The sequence below is a fragment of the Streptomyces coryli genome (assembly GCF_011044975.1).
GTDB classification, from domain to species: Bacteria; Actinomycetota; Actinomycetes; order Streptomycetales; family Streptomycetaceae; genus Streptomyces; species Streptomyces coryli.
In genome coordinates this window covers 1-17,307 of the sequence record NZ_JAAKZV010000176.1, presented here as the reverse complement: position 1 = coordinate 17,307, position 17,307 = coordinate 1, and the positions used below count along the sequence as shown (strand labels likewise).

Genomic DNA, 17,307 nt, shown 5'->3' with positions numbered 1-17,307 from the left:
GGGCCGGGGCCGCGGGGCAGCTGCGCGAGCTGCTGCGGCACTCCGGTGAGCAGTCCGCCTCGGCGGGCGCCATCTGGCGCGAGCTGGACGAGCTGGAGCGCACTGCCGGTAGCGGCGCCGATGCCGTAGCGCAGCTTGCCGCCGGATCCGGCCGGCTGCTCGCCGAGGCGGCCACCGTGGCCTCCCCGCTGTTGCGGGCGGCCGGGGCGATTCTGCTGAGCCATGCCCTCGACGATGGCGAGCCCGGACAGGCCGCGCGGCTCGGACCGCTCGTAGACGAGCTGCGGCAGTGCGGACCCACCGCCGTGGAATGCCGCGTGGTGGCCGACCTGTGCCACCACGCGATGGATGCCGGTGCCGACGTGGAGCTGGCGGACCGGGCCCTCGACCTGCTGCGGACCGGACTCGACGGGCCGGAGCCGCTGCCGGACCACGAGCGGGCCGACCTGCTCGCCCTGACCGCCTATCTGCACCGCCAGCGCTACCTGCGTGAGCACGAGGCCGAGGATTTACGGCGGGCGCTGGCGGCCATCGACGAGGCCGACACCCTGGCCGGCCCCGGGCACCCCGACGCCGACGTCATCCGCGACGGCCGCGTGTCGATACACGAGATGCTCTCCGGCCCCGCCACTACGGGCAGCGATCGCCGTGCGATCTTCGAAGACCCCTCCGCAGCCCCGGAGATGCGCGCCCGGTCCGCCCTGGGCATCGTTCAAGAACTGATCACGCGTTACCAGACCCGCGGTGACAGCGCCGCCCTCGAAGAAGCCGTCGACCTGGCCGAGGAGGCCCTGCGTCTCCACCCCGGCCCGGACGACCGGCTGTGGTGGCGGCTGATGCGGGCCGCGCAGCCGTACGCCCTCCTCGGCTGGCACATCTCCGACCCGGCGAAGCTCGACCGGGCCGTGGAGCTGTCCGGCCAAGCCCTTGCTCTGCTCCCTGCGGACCACCCCGCAGCGGCCGGACTGCTCAACGAATTCGGCTCGGAGCTGCACATGCGATCCGCGCTCGCCGGGCCTGAGGAGGGCATGACCGGGCTGCGGGAGGCCATCCACCTGCTGCGCCGCTCCGCGGAGCTCACCCCGCCCAGGAGCGATGACCACGCTCCCTTCGTCACGAACTTCGTGATGTCCCTGTGGACATGGTGGAAGTTCACGGAGGACGAGCGGGTACTCGACGAGGCGATTCCGGCCGCCGAAGCGGCACTGGCCGCCCTCGACGGCAATCCGGCCGCGGAACGCCACCGTGCCCGGCTCCGAACCGTCCTCGCCACCCTCATCAGCCTGCGGGACAAGGGCCGCCCCGCCGACGAAGCCACCGGGGCCAAGGTCTCCGACCTGCTGCGGGAGTCGATGGCCGAAGGCAACTGGACCAATGTGCGGGTCATGTCCGGCCGTTTGGGCCTGGTGCTTGCCGCCGCTGCGAAGGACTGGGCGGGAGCCGCCGACATCGGCCGGCAGGCGATCGGTCTGATGCCGCACGTCACCTCGGAAGCGTTGCGGATGACCGACCGCGAGTACGGCCTCGCCGAGTGGGCCGCCGACCTGGCCCGGGACACGTGCGCCTGCGCCCTCTCCGCCGGCCGGCCGGACGAGGCGCTCACCCTCCTCGAACAGGGCCGGGCCGCGCTGCTCGGCCAGGCGCTGTCCGGGCGCCGCAACCACGACCTGGACCAGGTCCGGGCGCTGGCCCCGCGGCTCGCGGACGAACTGGCCGGGCTGCGGGCCGAGCTGGCCGAGGCCGAGTCCGCGATGTCGGCGGGTGGAGCCGCCGAACGCAGACACGCCCTGGCCGCCCGCATCGAGGAGCTGACCCGTGAGGTGCGTGCCGTGCCCGGTCTGGAGCGCTATCTGCTACCGCCGGATCTCGCCGGCCTGCGCGCCGGCCTACGTACGGGACCGGGAGCCGGCCAGGCCCCGGTCGTCGTGCTGAATGTCAGCGGCTATCGCTGCGACGCCCTGGTGCTGCGCCCGGACGACGACGAGGTGCCCGCGATCCGGCTGCCGAAGCTGGACGCCGCCGAGGCCGGCCGCCGGGCGGCTGACTTCGCCGCCGCCGTCGCCGCGCTCACCCCGCCCGACATCCGCGACCGCCCCGGTCCCAGGGACGGCAGGCGATTGCACGGCGTCGTGGACGACACCCTCGCCTGGTTGTGGGAGGCGGCCGTCGGCCCGGTGCTCGACGCCCTCGGCGGCGCCGTGCCCCGGGTGCGCTGGTCGCCGACCGGCGCGCTGACCCAACTGCCGCTGCACGCGGCCGGCGAGCGCGGCGAGCGCGCCATGGACCGGGTGGCGTCGTCGTACGTGCCGACCCTCCGGCTCGCCGCCCCCGGAGCGGCCGCCGCGCAGCCGCGCCGCGGGACGCTCGTGGTGTCCGTGCCCCGCCCGCGGTCCGCTGCCGGCGAGCAGCCGCTGGACCGCGCCGCCGAGGAGGCCGCCCGGCTCGCCGGCCGGCTCCCGGACGCCGAGCTGCTCGACGGAGAACGGGCCGGGACGCGCGCAGTGCTGGACGCTCTCGGCCGCAGCCGGGCCGCGCACTTCGCCTGCCACGGGGTGAACGACCCGGAGAGCACGTCCCGCAGTCACCTGCTGCTGCACGACGAGCCGCTCACCGTCGCCGAATTGATGCGGCAGCGGCTCGACGGCGTCGGCCTGGTCGTACTCTCGGCTTGCCACACGGCCCGGGGCAGCGACCGGCTTCCGGACGAGGTACTGCATCTCGCGTCCGCCTTCCAGGCCGCGGGCGCCCGGCACGCGGTCGGGTCGCTGTGGCGGGTCGGAGACGAGGAGGCGGAGGAGTTCTCGCGGGTGCTCTACGACGAATTGGGCAGCGACGGCCGCTCCCCGGCCGACGCCGACGGCGCCTGCGTGGCGGCCGCGGTGGACGCGGGTGCGCGGGCGGTGCGGGAGAGCTCGCCGGCGGTGGTGTCCTGGGCGCCGTTCATCCACGCGGGATTCTGAGGGCCGGCCGCGCGGGGGCGAGTACCGATGGTGCCGCGGCGTCCGGTGGTCTACTCTCCCCCTGGCGCTACAGGAGGTGCCTAAAAGGGGCGGGGGCGCATGACTGAACTGGTCCGCTGGGAAACGGAAGACGGCCCTGTCGTGGTCGAACTGGATGCCGGGGATCCGGGTTTCACATCCGTGTCACGTCGGCCCGGTGAGGCCGTCGCCGATGCTGCCGGGCACCTTGAGCAGGCGTTGGGAGTGGTGCGGAACACTGCCGCGGCTGCCCTGCGTTCATTGCGGGACGGCGTATTCGCGCCTGACACAATCGAATTGGAGATGGGGGTCAAGCTCAATGCGGAGGCGGGTGCGGTCATCGCGCGGACTTCTGCCGAGGCGCATCTCATTGTCCGGCTGACCTGGAACGGGCACAGTAGCCAGCAATGAACACGGACTACGGCTGGCGGGCCAGAATCGACTCGCCCGAAGGGGCGACGCTTGGTGCGGGCTTTCTGGTGGATGACCAACGCCTGCTCACCTGCGCCCACGTCGTACAAGGCCGGGACAGTGTGCTCGTAACGTTTCCCGGGCGGGCGCAGGCGTTGCCCGCATCGGTGGTGTGGCGGGGGGACTGGGCGGCTACAGGTGATCGCGGTGACGTCGCCGTGCTGATGCTGTCCACAGCGGTTCGGATAGCGCCCTGCCGGCTGGCCGACCCCATGTCCACAGCCTGGGCCCGCTCGTCATCGGACGCACAGCCCGCACGTCTGACGGCCCTGGGCTTCCCCCGAGGACACAAACAGAACGGCATCAACATCACCCTGTGCGGCCAACCCGGCAACCGCCTCGGGGATGAATGGACTCAGCTGACGGTATTGGACGATCCCGGGATCGACAGTGGGTTCAGTGGTGCGGCGGTCTACGACGCCGACGGCATGGTCATAGGGATGGTGACTGACGCAGTCCTCGGCGGTGGAGCCGGCGGACGCGTTGGGAAAGCACTGCCACTGGATTCCCTGCGCAGGCACTGGGAAGAGCTGGACGATCTGCTTCCACTGGAGTGGCTGGGGCACAAGCCGCGGCAGGACCTGCGCGGCCTCCTTGCCGGGACAGCGGCATGTCCGCAGCTGAGCGGGCTGGTCAAGGAGGCTCTGCCGAATGTGCGGCAGGTGCCGGATACCTTCGAGTCGGTGTGGGCGGCGGTCCGCTACGTGGGCGAGCAGGGCTGGGCGCAGGACCGGCTTCAGATGCTTCTGCGCGCGTTGCTTCCGTATGTGCCGGATGCCCGGACCGCCGGCGGAATCACTGATTGGTTGAGCAGATGGTTTCCTCATAGCAGTGCAGCGCAGGACCTGAGTGCACATCAATGCTCGATCATCGTCAGGCTTGAGCCGCTGACCCGGGGCGCACGGCTGGAGCTGCACGTCTCCACTCTTGTCAACGGAATTCCAGTGCGCCAGTCCGACCCCTGCAGGGTGCGCCGGGACGACATACGGCGGAAGGTGGAGGCGCTGTTGCCCGCGCATGTGCGGCAGGTCCACGATCGGAACTGGATGCTCGAGTTCGCCGTGCCCCAAGACCTGATGGACATCGATTATGAGGAATGGCGGCTCAAGGAGGAGGGCGTCCAGTATCCGCGGCCGCTCCGCCAGTTTCCGATGGTGATACGGGATGTTGCGCGGCTGCGTCCCATCACTCCGGCGCAGGAGGCGCGTAACCGATGGGCGATGCTGCGCGAGCGTGGGCGGACTGATCCCATTCCGGTCAGTTGCGAGCGTCGGGAGAATGAGGAGCAGTTCGCAAGCTGGTTGATCGCGGAGAAAGCACTGTGTGCGCTTGCCTATTCGGTCACACCGCGCGCTGACCTGCTTCGCGCAGCGCTCGGGGTGGGGGTGCCGATCATTCTCTGGCGGAGGCAGGTGTGTCCTGGTGAGGATCACAGTTCCTGTGACCGCAACGCAATCCTCGCTCAGCTGACGGAGTCGCTAGCAGCCGTGGATCCGGACAAGTTGCCATGGGAAGTTCGGCGGTTACGGAATCAGGCTCATGCTCAGGTTTCCGGAGCAGAGGACCACTGTGGACACAGATTAACGCTGCTGTGGGACGACCCGGCGCGGCACCCGGAACCGCCCTTGGCCATGGAAGGAGCATGAGTGTCGGACTGGGAGATCTTCAGGGGCACGAGGGAACAGCACGGTGGCATCGACAGATTGCCGCCACCCCCGCCATGGCGAGACTTCAACGGCGGGCCGGCGCTGCCCATCCCCGATTCCGGCACCGGTAACGACCACGCGGCGCGCACCTACCGACCCGGCGCCGAAGCGATCCGGCTTGTCAACGCCGCACTGTATCTGCGCAGGCCGCTCCTGGTGATGGGCCCCCCAGGGACCGGCAAGTCGACGCTCGCCCATGCCGTCGCCCATGAGCTCGGTCTGGGGCCGGTTCTGCACTGGCCGATCACCAGCCGCGTAACCCTGCGTGACGGACTTTACGAGTACGATCCCCTCACTCGCTTGTACGCAATGAGCCGGGGTGAGTCCGGTGGGTACGCTCAGCCATCGGATGACATCGGCAACTACATCCGGCTGGGTCCACTGGGTACGTCCCTACTGCCCTATCAGCGCCCTCGAGTTCTCCTGATCGACGAGATCGACAAGAGCGATATCGACCTCCCCAATGATCTGCTCACCATCTTCGAGCGGGGCTCCTACGACATCGTGGAGCTGGCGCGGAGGGCGGACCAGGTGGCGGAGGTGATGACCGCTGACGATACGAGCATGCGCGTTCCGGTCCGCCAGGGGCGGGTCGCCTGCCGGGCCTTTCCCTTTGTGGTGATGACGAGTAACGGGGAACGTGAGTTTCCGCCCGCGTTCCTGCGCAGATGTATCACCTTGCACCTTCGTCAGCCGACCACCGTCGAAGAGATGAACGCGATAGTCAGCGAGCATCTGGGCGAGCTCATCGGGGAGCAGGGCCGGCTGCCCAAGAACGCCGAGCGCATGATCCAGCAGTTTCTGCAGCGCAGCAGCAGCGGGCTACTGGCCAACGACCAGTTACTCAATGCGGTTTACCTGTGTCATCACGCGATACTCGAGGACAAGCCGAGCGATGTCATCGAACTCGCCGAGCAGGTCATGCCCTACCTCAGCACCGGGAACGGCGACTTTGACGGCTGAGCGGGTACAACGGATCCTCGCGAACCTCGGGCCCCGGGTCACATCCCTGGAACTGGCCGAAATGCTGTGGCTGGCTCAGCACCTTCCAGAGGCAGAGCCAGAGCCAGAGCCAGGACCGGAGCCACGACCGGAGTTCGTACTGGACGACGACGGTGCGGGCGCACCGAGGCTCGCTGTTCCGTCGGAAGGCCGCACATCCGCGGTGCCGGCACCCCAGCCCCCGGAGCGCCGGCCTTTGCATCATCCTTCCCGCGGGCCGGTGCGGGGCGATAGCGCGAGCAGCGTTCAGGTGCCGACGGCGCCGGCGCTGCGTGACGTGTTACGCATCCAACGCGCGATGCGGCCATTCAAACGCCGGGTGCCCGCGCCACGGGCCCGGGTGCTCGACGAGACCGCTACCGCCTCCCGGATTGCCCGGTCAGGGCCGAGTGGCCCATGGGTGCCGGTACTCCGGCCCGCGGACCAGCGATGGATGCGGCTGGCTCTGGTTGTCGACAGTGGCCCCACCATGAGTGTCTGGCATTCATTGGCGCGGGAGTTCAGCGAAGCGATGGTGCGGCTCGGCGCCTTCCGGGACGTAAGAACGATGTCACTCGTCGTGCGTGGGGAGTGGGTCGGAGTGCGGACGGGGCGCTCCGGGCCCGTGCTGCCGGCTTCCTCTCTGGCTGATGCCGGTGGGCGTCAGATCCTGCTGATCCTCAGTGACTGCTCGGGTCCGCACTGGTGGAGCGGGGTGATGGCGCCGGCGGTTGAGCGTTGGGCGCGGCGCGGCCCCACAGCAGTCCTGCAGCCACTCCCGGAAAGGTTGTGGCGGCGCACCGCCGCCCCTCCGGTTCCCGGTCGTGCGTACGCCTCCCGCGCCGGTGCGAGCAATGATGCGCTGGCGTTCCGGGCCCATGGGGCCCGGCGGGCCGACCGGGCCGGTCCGGTGCCGGTACCGGTTCTGGAAGTCGATCCGGAGTGGCTTGCGGACTGGTCCCGGCTGGTCACGGCATCACGACTGGGTGGCGTGGATGCCGCCGTCATGTATCCCCGAACGGCCGCGGAGCTCCAGCCCTATGCGCTCGGTACGGAGCAGCCGATCTCCGTGGCCGAGCAGGTGCATCGATTTCAGCGGGCCGCCTCGCCGTCGGCGGCAGATCTGGCAGCTCATGCGGCGGTTACTGAGCCGGCGCTTCCCATCATGCGACTGATCCAGGAGCGTCTGCTGCCCCAGTCCAGACCGAGTGACATCGCTGAGGTCATCCTGAGCGGACTGATCCGGCCTGTCGACTCGGCGACCGGGGTTTTCGCCTTCGTGCCGCAGGCCCGTCAAGCGCTGCTGGAGACGCTGCCGAGAGCCGTGGCGATCAATACCGCGCAGGTGCTCGAAGAGATCTCCGCCGAGATCGAGGCGCGGGCGGGTCGGGGGAGCGAGGCGTTCAGCGCACTCGTGCACATGATGGGCGGGGAACGCCGGATCGAGTCCGGGGCGCGTCCATTCGCGCTGATCAGTGACCAAGCCCTGAGGCTGATCGGCACGCCGATGCGGCCGGTGGCGGAGCAGCAATTGGCGGCCCCTGTACCGGCGGAACTGCCGGCTGAGGTGCCACCTCCGAGGGAGGCGGCACCTGAAGTGGCTACGACGGAGGTATCTGTCGCCGCCCCGGAGCGAAGGAACTCGATCTTCCGTCTCCGTCGCCGCTCCGCAGACGTTGCGTGTCCGTACTGCTATGAGCAGTTCGACCCCTCGGCGATCGGGTTTCGTTGCAACGGTCGGATCAGCCCGACCCAGCAACGCTGCAGGCGTACGCGTGATGTGGTGTTGCAGGAGCGGATGGGCGTGCGCGATGAAGTGGGCCCGCCGTTCTTCGGCCCCGATGGGCGCGGGTCGAAGGCGGTCTGTCCCGACTGCGCGGGGGAGACGACGTATCGGATCTGCCCGGCGTGCCATATGACGCTGCCCGTGCAGTTCGGTGTGGTGGAGAGCCGGATGATCGCGATGGTCGGAGCGCGTATGTCGGGCAAGAGCGTCTACATGACGGTGTTGCTGCACGAGTTGAGGAATCAAGTCGGTGCCGCCTATGGGGCCTCCCTCATGAGCTCCGACGACAACACCCTGCATCGCTTCCTCGACGGCTATCAGGACCGTCTGTACCGCGACGGCCAACTGCTCCCCGGTACTCAGTCGGCGGGCGCCACCGATAACCGGGTGGCCCCGCTGGTGTTCCGGTTCGCGTTGCGCCGCCGGGTGCGGTTCAGGGAACGGCCGATGCACACCTTGCTCTCGTTCTTCGACACCGCGGGCGAGGACCTCGCCTCGTCGGAGAGCGTCGGGGTCAACTCCCGTTACCTGGCCGCAGCCGACGGGATCATCCTGATGGTCGACCCGCTGCAATTGCCGGGCGTCAACGAGCTCAACACGGTGACCGACCTGCTACTGGCCCAGAACCGGACCGACTCGTCCGGCCGTATCCGAATCCCGGTTGCCGTGGTCGTCAGCAAGCTGGACACCCTGACGCAGTTGCTCGACCGCGGCAGCCCGCTGCGCGCGCAGCCGCCGATGGACGGACGCTTCGACGTCGAGGACAGCCGCAACGTGCATCAGGAAGTCCGGCAGCTGCTCAAGAAGCTGGAGGGAACGGCCATCGACCGGCTGATGGAGAACACGTACAGCCGCTTCCGCTACTTCGGCGTCTCCGCGCTCGGCGCCGCCCCCGCCGGCGCGCGCGTCGCGGCCACCGGCATCCAGCCGTACCGCGTGGCCGATCCGCTGCTGTGGCTGCTGAGCGAGTTCGGCTCGGTGCCCCGTACCGGCCGGGACTGAGGGTACGCGGCGGTGGCGTCGTGGGCGCCGTTCAGCCACGCGGGTTTCTGACCGGAGGTCCTGGCGGCGGCAGCGGCCCGGTGTCCGGTGCGCGGGACGGGGCCCGCTTGTGCAGGTAGGGGGCGATCATCGCACCGAGCTTCCGGGCCGAGGCGTCCTCCGGTGGCAGCGTGCGGCCCATGGCGCGGGCCAGCGGGCGTATGCCCACGTCCACCGCTGATTCCACGAGCGCCGCCATGTCGTTGGTGCGCTCCCGGGCGAGCTGCCATCCGGTCAGCAGCGTCGCGAGGCCGACCACAGCGGCCGGCCACCACAGCAGCCCCAGCGCCAGATACGCCACCCCCCAACCGCCGCACACCACGGCCCCGTCGACCGCCCGCACCGCTGCGCGCACCTCGCCGCGCACCCGTTCCGGCAGCACCAGCCACAAGCGCGGCCAGGCGCGCGCCAGGTCCAGGGCGTAGAAATCCGAGACCCGCTGCTGCACCTGCTCCATGCTCCGCGACATCGACGTGCGCAGCGGCCACCGCGCTCCCGTCCTGCCGAACCACCACGCCCGCACCCCGCGGGCGAGCAGTTGTGCCGCGAAGCCCGCGAACACCGCCGTCAGGACCGCCCCAACTGCCGCGGCCGCCTGTGCGCCCGGCCGTGCACCCACCACGTCGTCGTACGACCGCGCGGCCTCGTCGGCCAGGCGGTCGAAGTCGAACGGCACCGCCGACTGGCCGAGCAGCAGCGCCACCGCCACGCACGCCGCGTATACGGCGCCGGGAAGCGCGAGGCGGGAGAGCCAGCGTTCGGCGAGCTTGCCGCCGACGCCCGCGAGGAAGCCGGTCACTCCCAGGCCTGCTCGAGCGGGCGTCCGTCCAGCACGGCGCAACGCCGGATTCCGGCCACCTCGTCATGCTGCTGGTCCGGGTCGCACACCCGGGCCGGGCAGGTCCAGCGCAGCTGCGCGCCGGCGGTCTCGTGGCCGATACCGGGAACCGTGACATAGCCGCCGCCCCGCACCTCGCTGACCTGCTGACCGAGTGCGCGCAGCAGCGGCGCGAGGTCGTCGGTGCAGTCCTCCCCGCCCTTGGCGCGGTCCATCAGCGCGGCGAGCTCCCGCACCCGGTCCGGACCCTCCTCGGCGGCGATCTCGCGCAGCTCATCGAGGTATTCACAGCACCAGGCGATCAGTTTTGAGCGGCTCATCGATCCCCTTGCACTTGTCGGGAGAGTGGTGGAATTGTTGCCGACATGCGGCCCGTCCCCATGCTGACTGTCTTTCATGTCCCCTGCACCGCAGGGCAGTTGGGTTGCAGCGGATCGTACCCGCAGCCGGCCGGCCGGAGCCGCCGGTGACGCGGGACGGCGCCCTGCCGGGCTGGGCGGACGGGCGATCCGGCAGGACGGTGACGTATCCCGATCCCGACGCCTATGTGCTCATCGACGGGGTGCTGCTGCGCGCCCGGATCGAACCCGCCGGATGCCCGCCGGGCACCCGGGTGCGGCTGCGGTCGGCGCCGGCGGGCCTGGAGGGCTTCGGCGGCGAAGGGAGCCGCACGGCGCGATGACCACTCCGGACATGGCGTTCGCCAGCGGATACGACGAACGGCAGCCGGTGCTCGTGCTGCTGGACACCTCCGAGTCCATGGGACGTCCGCAGGAGAGCCCGCGCATCGACGCGCTCAACCAACGCCTCGGGGCGTGGTTCGAGGGCGTGCGGGCGCAGGCGCGGCTACGGGCCCGGATCGAGGTGTGCCTGATCGCCTTCGCCACCCAGGTGGACGTCTACCACCCCAAGCTGCAGCGACTCGTCCCGGCGGGAGAGCGGCCGACCGACGAGTTCTTCGCACCGGTCGGGGAGCTCACCCCGCCCCGGCTCGAGGCGGGCGGCTACACCTGCATGGCGGCGGCCCTGCGGACGGCTCTCGATCTGGCCCGGGAGCGGCATGAGGCGCTGCGCGCCCGGCGGGTGCCGGTGCGCCGGCCGTTCATCTGGATGCTGACCGACGGTGCGCCGAGCGACGAGCTCGGATACGAGCAGAGCGCCGCCGACCTGGCGCCGCTGGCCGCCCGGCTGCGCGCCGCGGAACAGGCCGGGGAGTGTGTCCTGCAGGCCATCGGAGTGGCCGGCGCCGACCGCGAACTGCTCGAGGTGCTGGCGCCCAAGGGCACGGCCATGCTCGCGGACCTCGACTTCGGCCAGATCCTCGACCACCTCTTCACCAGCTCGGACCGGGTGGACCCGGCCGCCACCGCCGACGAAACACACGCCGAGATCGCCCGGCAGGCCGAGCTCAGGCGCCGCCTCACCGCCATGGAAGAGGGGCTGCGATGACATCCCCGGCGCGGGCCGCGAGCCTGGGCTTCGTGGTGTCCGGCGCGGCGGTGGCCGGCGCCCGGCATCGGGCGGGCGGTGCGGGCGGGCAGGACGCCTTCCGGGCGGTACCGACCGCCGACGGATCGGCGGTCGTGCTGGCGGTGGCGGACGGGGCCGGCCGGCGGCCGCGAAGTGCGCTGGGAGCGCAGCTGGCGGTGGATACGGCGTGCGCACTGCTGGCGGAGGACGTGCCGGGGAGTTCCGGGGACGAGGCGGGACCCGAGGCGTGGACGGGGTGGATCAGCGGGCGGGCCCAGGCGGTGGCCCTCCGGTGCCGGACGGTGGCGGAGGCGCTGATGGCGGCGGAGGGGAGCGGCGCTCCCGATCCGATGAGGGCGAGTGGCGGCCCGGGCGAGGCGTTGCGTCGCGTTGCCTCCGGCCCGACGGAGCTCCGTCCAGATCCCGCCGACCTCGCCGCCGCGCTGGTGGCCGCCGTGTTCCGGCCCCCCTGGGCGGCGTTCGTGTCGCTCGGGGACTGCACCGCCACCGTGCTCACCCGGGACCCGGGCGAGGCGGAGCGCTGCCGGACCGTGCTGCCGCCGCCCGACGGCCGCGGCGCGCCCGCCTTCGCGTACACCCCGGAGGCCGAGCTGCGGGCACGCAGCTTCGCACTCTGGGACCCCGCGCTCTCCGGTGTGGTGCTGGCCAGCGACGGCTGCACCCCGATGGTCTTCGAGCACCCGTCCGCCGCCGGGCTCCCCGCCACGGCAGGGCCGCAGCCCGCGCCCCGCTTCTTCTGCTCGCTGGCGCAGGTGCTGCGCGAGCGCGCGGGCCACGCCGAGCCGTTACGGGCCCTGCTGTCCGGCGCCGAAGCGGAGCGCGGCGGCGACGACATGGCGGTGCTGTGCGCGCTGCTGGGGGGCGGGTGACGGCATGCTCAGGTGTGTATCCCGCGGCGGGCGCGAGTGGCGGCTCGGGGAGCGGCTCGGGAGTGGCTCCGAAGGTGTGGTGTACGCCGTCACCGACGCCGGCCCCGGCGGGCCGCTGGTCGCCAAGCTGATCCCGGAGCCCGCCGATCGCTTCCGGCCCCGCGTGGACGCGCTCGTACGGCAGGGCCGCGAGCCGCGCACCGTACGGCTGCTGGCCGGGGCGCCGGGCCGGCTGGCGTGGCCGCTGGAGCGGATCACCGCACCCGGGGCCGCCGGCTACCTGATGCGTGATCTGCGCGCGCACTTCCGGCCGTTCGGCGACCTGCTGATCACCGCGGCCCGGCAGGAGCGGCTCCCGGAGGCGACGTGGGCGACCGCGCTGGCGACAGCCGCCGCCCTGGCCGGGCTGCTGGCCGACATCCACGCCGAGGACTACGTCGTCGGCGACCTCAAGCCCGACAACCTGTGGGCCGACGGGCGCGGCGGGATCGCGATGGCGGACGTGGACTCCTGGCAGTTCACCGACCGCGGGGCCGTCTTCCCCGGCCGCATGCGTACCCCCGGCTACGCGGCCCCAGAACTCCTCGGCCGCGACAGCGCCCCGCCCACCTCCGCCTCCGACGACTTCGTGCTCGCCGTCCTCGTGCACCAGCTGCTGATGTCCGGCCTGCACCCCTTCACCGGCCACCCCGGAGACGACAGCCCGTACCTCTCCCTCGACGACAATCTCCGTCACGGCCGCAGCCGGCTGCTCAGCCCAGGCTCGGTGGTGCTGCCCGCCTCCGCGCCGCCCGACGACGTACTGCCGCGCGAGCTGCGGCAGTTGCTGACCGCCGCCCTCGGCGGGCCGGGCCGCAAGGACCCCGCGGCCCGGCCCGCTGCCGTCGACTGGGCCCGGGCGCTGCGACGGCAGCTGCGGCCGGAGCGGCTGGCGACCTGCCGTGCGAACGGCAGCCACGTCCACACCCGGGAACGCCCCTGGTGCCCCTGGTGCGACCAGGCCGAGCGCGGCTGGGACAGCTACCCGGGGGCCCGTACCGCGGAGGGGGCGCGATGAGCGACGTGATCTCGGTGGCGCGCACCCTCGACCGGTGCGGTGTGCTCGGGCCCGGCATCCGGGCGGTGCTGTGGGTGCAGGGCTGCCCGCTGCGGTGCGGCGGCTGCGTGGCCGCCGAGACGCTGCCGTTCGAAGGCGGCACGGCGCACGGCGTCCGCGAACTGGCGGAGTGGATCACGGGGGTTGGAGGCATCGACGGGCTGACGCTTTCGGGCGGCGAGCCGTTCAGCCAGGCCGCCGCGCTGGTGCGGCTGGTCGATCTCGTACGGGAAGGGCGCCCGGGATTCTCCGTGATGGCGTACTCCGGCTTCCGGCTGGAGGCGCTGCGGCGCGGCGACGACGACCAGCGGGCGCTGCTGGAGCGCCTGGACCTCCTGGTCGACGGCCCGTATGTGGCTGCCCGGCACGCCTCCCTGCTCTGGCGCGGCTCCGCGAACCAGCGGATCGTCGCGCTCTCCGGCCGCCACCCGGAGCTGGCTGATGCGACCGACAGCAGCGCGGGGATCGAGATCACGGCGGAGCCGGACGGCTCGATGTCCTGGGCCGGGGTACCGCCGGCGGCCGGCTTCCGGGAGCACTTCGAAGAACGGCTGGCGGCACGGGGATTCAGCCTTCGCCACGGGGACGACGACACAGCGGCATGAACGGCATGAAGGGGGAGCGAGCACGGTCATGAGCGGATCGCCGAAGTACACCACGGTCAGGTACGACCCCGTCCGCGAGGCGGCGCTGCGCCGGCAGCGCGAGGAGCAGCGGCGCCGCATGGAGGCCGAGCGTCGCCGTCGTGCCGCCGAGGCTGCCGCCCGCCGTGAGCGGGCCCGCGCCGAACGCGCCCGCAGGGACGCCGAGCGGGCCGCCGCCCGCGCCGCCCGGGACGCGGAGCGGTCGGCCGCCGTGCGCAAGGCGGGCAGCGAATCCGCCGCGCGCCGGCTGCGGGAGGTGCAGGGACTGCTCGACGGCGCCCGCGATCAGGGCCTGTCCGCGGCAGAGTTGGCGGCGGTGGGGGAGCGCATCGACGCGCTGCGCTCCCGGCTGGCGCACGACGATCCGCAGAAGCTCGACGAGGCCATCGAGGAGCTGCGCGGACGGCTGGTACGGGCCGGGTCCTGGGGCGGCGCGAGTCCCGCGGGAGGGCAGGACCACGAGCGGGCGGTGGCGGAGCTGGAGGCCCGCCTGCGGGCCGTACCCGCGGAGCAGTCGGCCGCCGACGAGGAGGGCAGGCAGCGGTCGGCGGCCCTGCTGAAGGAGCTGCGCGAGGCGGCCCGTGCCGGCGACCGGGTGCGGTTCGAAGCGCTGCGCGGCACGGCTGAATTCGAGATCGGCCGGCACGCGGCCACGGCCACGGAACAGGCACGTAAAGCGGAGGAGACGCGGCGGGAGCAGGTCGGGGCAGCGGCGGCCGCAGAAGCGGAGGCAACGGCCGCCGCTGCGCGCGCCGCCGAGGAGGCCGAGGCCCTCGCCGAGGCGCGCGACCGCCTCGACGCGGTACGGGACGACGCCCTCGCCGCGATCGGCGACGCCGCCACCTTCGGCGAACCCGCCCTCACGGAGGACGTCGCCCGCGCGCTGACCACCGCCCAGCAGGCGCTCGGCGCGGGCGCCCCGGCGGCGGCGCTCGCCGCGGCCGCCGAGCTGGCGGAGCTGCTGCCCGCGGCCGAACAGCGCCTCGACGACCTGCTACTGGCCCACCAGCGCCGGGTGGAGCTCGCCGAGGCGGTGAAGGAGGCGATGACCGACGAGGGCCTCGCCTTCACCGGCGGTGAGGAGGACGGGGCCCGGTTCCTGCTGCGTTTCGAGCGGCCGAACGGGGCGCTGTACGAGACCGCCGTCGGCAGCGAGGACGACGGCACGCCGCTGCTCGTCTACCGCATCGAGGGGGAGGCCGACATCTCCCGGACTGCCGCGGCGGAGGGCGGAGAAGCGGTCTGCGACAGCACCGAGGAGCTGCTGGAGCGGGTCCACGAGGCCATGCACGCGGACGGGTTCGTACCGGGCGAGCTGCACTGGCAGGGCAAGCCGCCCGGCCGCCGCGGGCGTGCGCTGCCCGGTGACGAGAGCGGGAGGCTCCGGTGAGTGAGGGTCCCGACCTGCGGAAGGCGGGTCACGGCCCCGACCCGCACCGGACACCGGAGCGGCAGACTCCGGTCGCCAACGAGCTGATGCCGCTGTGGGCCGTATCGCTGCGCTGGGAGCTGCGCCGCGGTCGGCAGATCGTCCTGGACGGCCATGTCCGCGACCGCTGGTGGGTCGACGGGAGGCCGGCGTCCTTCCGCGAGCTGCTCGCCCAGGTGCTCGTGCTGCAGGGTGCGGAGGTGGTGGGCTGGTGGGATCCGGTCGACCAGCTCACGTTTCCGGTGGCGGGGCACCGGGAGCGCTTCGACCAGTTGGTCCGAGGACTGAGCTCCCAGCCGGCGCCCGCGCCGGAAGACGGGCAGGACGGTCGGGAGGAGGCGGCGGGCGACTCGGGCACCAGGCGTGATCGCGAGCGGCGGCGCCGCGCCGAGGGCATGTTCGCGCCCCGCGCGCCTCGCCGCTACTCCTCCCTGGAGGATGTCACGGCCGTTGTACGGCAGCTGTCGGCCTCCCCGGACTCCGCCACCGCCTTCGTCTTCCAGGACATCGACCACGCCCTGCAGCCCGCCGGCGACCGCGAGTCGCAGCTCGGCTACCTGCGGCTGCGCGCCGCGATGACCGACGCCGTGGAACCCAGGCCAGGACCGTCGTCCGGACCGCCGCCGCTCGCCCGCAACGCCGTGCTGTGCGCGGTGGGCGACATCGGCCGGCTGCCCGCCTGGTTCCACCAGGACGACCCTCGCGTCGCCGCCCTGCACATCAGTGCCCCGGGCCCGGCCGAGCGGCGGCTGTGGCTGCGGCTGTTGCGCCAGGAGTTCAGCGGAGGCGAAGGGGCCACCGGGCCCGAGTGGGAGGCGCTGGTCGGCGCCACCGACGGGATGACCGCGTGGGAGCTGGCCGCGCTGGCCAGGACCTCGCACATCAGGCGGGAACCGGTGCAGCGCCCGGACAAGCTGGTGCGAGCGCATCGCCTCAATGTGAGCGTCGACCCCTGGACCCAGCTGGACCGGGAGTCCGTGGCCCGGGCGGCGGACGAGCTGCGTACCCGCGTCATCGGCCAGGACCGGGCCGTCGAGGCGGTGGCCGGTGCGCTGCAAGCGGCGTACGTGGGCGTCGGGTTCGGCGACTCGGGCAGCTCCCGGCCGCGCGGCTCCTTCTTCTTCGTCGGACCCACGGGCGTCGGCAAGACCGAGCTGGCGAAGGCGGTCGCCCAGCTGATCTTCGGCGATCAGAGCGCCTACGCCCGCTTCGACATGAGCGAGTACCAGCAGGAGCACGCCGCCGAGCGGCTCGCCGGGGCGCCGCCCGGATACCTCGGCTACGAGCAGGGCGGCGAGCTCACCACCCGGGTGCAGGAGCGGCCGTTCAGCGTGCTGCTCTTCGACGAGATCGAGAAGGCGCATCCGGCGGTGCTCGACAAATTCCTGCAGATCCTGGAGGACGGCCGGCTCACCGATGGCCGCGGGCAGACCGCGAACTTCTCCCAGTGCCTGATCATCTTCACCTCCAACACCGGCGCGGACGCGGTCAAGGACCTGCTGGCCGAGCGGGCCGCCGACGGGGAGGACGTGCCGTACGGGCTTCTCGTGGAGCACTTCGAGGACGCGGTGGAGCGCAAGTTCCATGAGATCCGCAGGCCGGAGATCTACGGACGGCTCAAGCCGGGGGTGGTGGTCTTCGACATGCTGCGCACCCAGCACGTCACCGGGATCACCGACCGGCTGCTCGGCCAGCTCGCCGAGTCGGTACGGGAGCGGTACCAGGTGGAGCTGGTCCACGACCGGGCGTCGGTGCACAAGTGGATCACCGAGCGGATGTCGGATCCGACGCGGCAGTCGTACGGCGGGCGGCAGATCCGCAATGAGCTGGAAGCTCTGCGGGCCGCCGTGGTGCGGCACTTCATCGAGCGGAGGCCGGAGGCCGGGAGCAGCCTGCGGCTCAGCGTGGACGCGGACGGCGTGCCGCTGGTGGCCGCCGGCGACGGGGGAGGGGAGCGGGCGTGACGGAGGGCGGGGT

The 17,307-nt window shown here is 72.1% G+C and carries 14 protein-coding genes; 12 read left to right on the top strand and 2 right to left on the bottom strand.

What is annotated here, in order from left to right:
• The 5 genes from G5C51_RS29470 to G5C51_RS43285 all read left to right on the top strand — a co-directional run.
• A partial coding sequence (locus G5C51_RS29470; RefSeq protein WP_165241566.1) for a CHAT domain-containing protein occupies nucleotides 1-2,960 on the top strand: 2,960 nt, incomplete at its 5' end.
• Nucleotides 2,961-3,059: 99 nt separating this feature from the next.
• On the top strand, nucleotides 3,060-3,389 hold the full coding sequence (locus G5C51_RS29465; RefSeq protein WP_165241564.1) for a CU044_2847 family protein: 330 nt from the start codon (nucleotides 3,060-3,062) through the stop codon (nucleotides 3,387-3,389).
• The gene (locus G5C51_RS29460) at nucleotides 3,386-5,095 is read left to right on the top strand and encodes a VMAP-C domain-containing protein (RefSeq protein WP_165241562.1); all 1,710 of its coding nucleotides are present in this window, start codon (nucleotides 3,386-3,388) and stop codon (nucleotides 5,093-5,095) included. Before G5C51_RS29465 ends, G5C51_RS29460 begins: the two co-directional genes overlap by 4 nt.
• The gene (locus G5C51_RS29455) at nucleotides 5,096-6,118 is read left to right on the top strand and encodes an AAA family ATPase (RefSeq protein ID WP_165241560.1); all 1,023 of its coding nucleotides are present in this window, start codon (nucleotides 5,096-5,098) and stop codon (nucleotides 6,116-6,118) included.
• Entirely contained in the window at nucleotides 6,003-8,924 is a 2,922-nt protein-coding gene (locus tag G5C51_RS43285) for an SAV_2336 N-terminal domain-related protein (RefSeq protein ID WP_338118341.1), read from the top strand. The genes G5C51_RS29455 and G5C51_RS43285 overlap by 116 nt, the downstream gene beginning before the upstream one ends.
• A 31-nt stretch (nucleotides 8,925-8,955) precedes the next feature.
• Here the strand turns inward: G5C51_RS43285 and G5C51_RS29445 are convergent, their stop codons facing one another.
• Both G5C51_RS29445 and G5C51_RS29440 read right to left on the bottom strand, forming a co-directional pair.
• The gene (locus G5C51_RS29445; RefSeq protein WP_165241558.1) at nucleotides 8,956-9,762 is read right to left on the bottom strand and encodes a hypothetical protein; all 807 of its coding nucleotides are present in this window, start codon (nucleotides 9,760-9,762) and stop codon (nucleotides 8,956-8,958) included.
• Entirely contained in the window at nucleotides 9,759-10,121 is a 363-nt protein-coding gene (locus tag G5C51_RS29440; protein WP_165241556.1) for a hypothetical protein, read from the bottom strand. Before G5C51_RS29440 ends, G5C51_RS29445 begins: the two co-directional genes overlap by 4 nt.
• 146 nt (nucleotides 10,122-10,267) lie before the next feature.
• Between G5C51_RS29440 and G5C51_RS29435 the strand changes: the two genes are divergently transcribed.
• The 7 genes from G5C51_RS29435 to G5C51_RS29405 are packed head-to-tail and all read left to right on the top strand — an operon-like array spanning nucleotide 10,268 to nucleotide 17,294.
• Complete coding sequence (locus G5C51_RS29435; RefSeq protein WP_338118340.1) at nucleotides 10,268-10,483, top strand: hypothetical protein; 216 nt, start codon at nucleotides 10,268-10,270, stop codon at nucleotides 10,481-10,483.
• The gene (locus tag G5C51_RS29430; protein ID WP_165241554.1) at nucleotides 10,480-11,250 is read left to right on the top strand and encodes a vWA domain-containing protein; all 771 of its coding nucleotides are present in this window, start codon (nucleotides 10,480-10,482) and stop codon (nucleotides 11,248-11,250) included. The genes G5C51_RS29435 and G5C51_RS29430 overlap by 4 nt, the downstream gene beginning before the upstream one ends.
• Nucleotides 11,247-12,161, top strand: a complete 915-nt coding sequence (locus G5C51_RS29425; protein ID WP_165241552.1) for a protein phosphatase 2C domain-containing protein — start codon at nucleotides 11,247-11,249, stop codon at nucleotides 12,159-12,161. Before G5C51_RS29430 ends, G5C51_RS29425 begins: the two co-directional genes overlap by 4 nt.
• Before the next feature lie 4 nt (nucleotides 12,162-12,165).
• A complete protein-coding gene (locus G5C51_RS29420) occupies nucleotides 12,166-13,218 on the top strand; it encodes a protein kinase domain-containing protein (RefSeq protein ID WP_165241550.1) in 1,053 nt (350 codons plus the stop codon).
• Nucleotides 13,215-13,862 carry a 4Fe-4S single cluster domain-containing protein gene (locus tag G5C51_RS29415; RefSeq protein WP_165241548.1) on the top strand — a complete coding sequence of 216 codons (648 nt, stop codon included), beginning with the start codon at nucleotides 13,215-13,217 and terminating at the stop codon, nucleotides 13,860-13,862. The genes G5C51_RS29420 and G5C51_RS29415 overlap by 4 nt, the downstream gene beginning before the upstream one ends.
• A gap of 28 nt (nucleotides 13,863-13,890) precedes the next feature.
• Nucleotides 13,891-15,291, top strand: coding sequence for a hypothetical protein (locus G5C51_RS29410; RefSeq protein WP_165241546.1), 1,401 nt, complete (start codon nucleotides 13,891-13,893; stop codon nucleotides 15,289-15,291).
• Entirely contained in the window at nucleotides 15,288-17,294 is a 2,007-nt protein-coding gene (locus G5C51_RS29405; RefSeq protein WP_338118339.1) for an AAA family ATPase, read from the top strand. The genes G5C51_RS29410 and G5C51_RS29405 overlap by 4 nt, the downstream gene beginning before the upstream one ends.
• Nucleotides 17,295-17,307 lie beyond the last annotated feature (13 nt).